This is a genomic window from Bartonella sp. AA74HLJMH, assembly GCF_042197045.1.
Taxonomy (GTDB): domain Bacteria; phylum Pseudomonadota; class Alphaproteobacteria; order Rhizobiales; family Rhizobiaceae; genus Bartonella.
This window is the reverse complement of record NZ_JBHIRJ010000128.1, coordinates 1-765: the sequence shown is the minus strand read 5'-3', so window position 1 is coordinate 765 and position 765 is coordinate 1. Positions and strand designations below refer to the sequence as shown.

Here is a 765-nt window from a genome sequence, read left to right as displayed (position 1 = left end):
GACATATTGCATTCAACAGCTTGCACATCATAACCATAGGTCCCACGGCGAAAATCAGAGCGCAAACTTTTGGAAAGATCTGTGATTGCTTCAATAGCTTCAAGGCTTTTGCGTTCAGGCAACTGATCAAAATCAAGTTGAAAGGAGTTCCACCATGCTCGCCCCGTCCAGGCGGGTTGAAAGCGTGCCGAAATCTCTAGCCATTCAAGCCCCATCTCTATTGCCGCAAGAGAGCCGCGAATATTTTGCCATGCAAGACCCTGATCAATTAAATCATAAAGGTTAGAGAAATAAGGGGTTAATTCTTGTAAGCCATATTCGTCTATTAAAAAGGGCAACCAAGAAGGCGGACGCGTGATAAATTTCGCGCGGGGTATTTCTTCGAGTGCAGTTTTAACGTGAGGGTCAAAAGCCATCGCTTCTGCAAAACAGCGTTCAAACAAGCTAGAATTCGGTGGCAAAAGTGAGGAAAGCATCAATAAGCACGCCCCCGTTCAGACAAAACAATATCCCCTAGTGCGACCGCTTCATCCGGTGCGACCAAAATATCTTCACAAGGTTGCGTTATGTTTACATGGTGAACGCCTTCAACCATCAAGCGGCTTAGTATCCAACTTAAAGACAAATCACGCCCAAGCCTCCATGCACGCGCCCATTCCGCTCTTAAATTCTGCTCCGCTCTTTCCAAAACAAAGGAGCCTTCATCCGGTAACAACCAAAAATCAGCAGAAACATTGATCATCCGCTGTACCGCGCTTTTCACAA

1 protein-coding gene and 1 pseudogene are annotated in these 765 nt (G+C 46.1%); both read right to left on the bottom strand.

Going from position 1 to position 765, the window contains the following annotated elements; all coding sequences use genetic code 11:
* Positions 1–476 (bottom strand): phage tail protein (locus ACFINH_RS10145; RefSeq protein WP_375633045.1); only part of this gene is annotated, 476 nt, incomplete at its 3' end.
* Positions 476–765: pseudogene (locus ACFINH_RS10140) on the bottom strand (baseplate assembly protein); the annotation flags it as partial. The pseudogene ACFINH_RS10140 and the gene ACFINH_RS10145, both read right to left, overlap by 1 nt.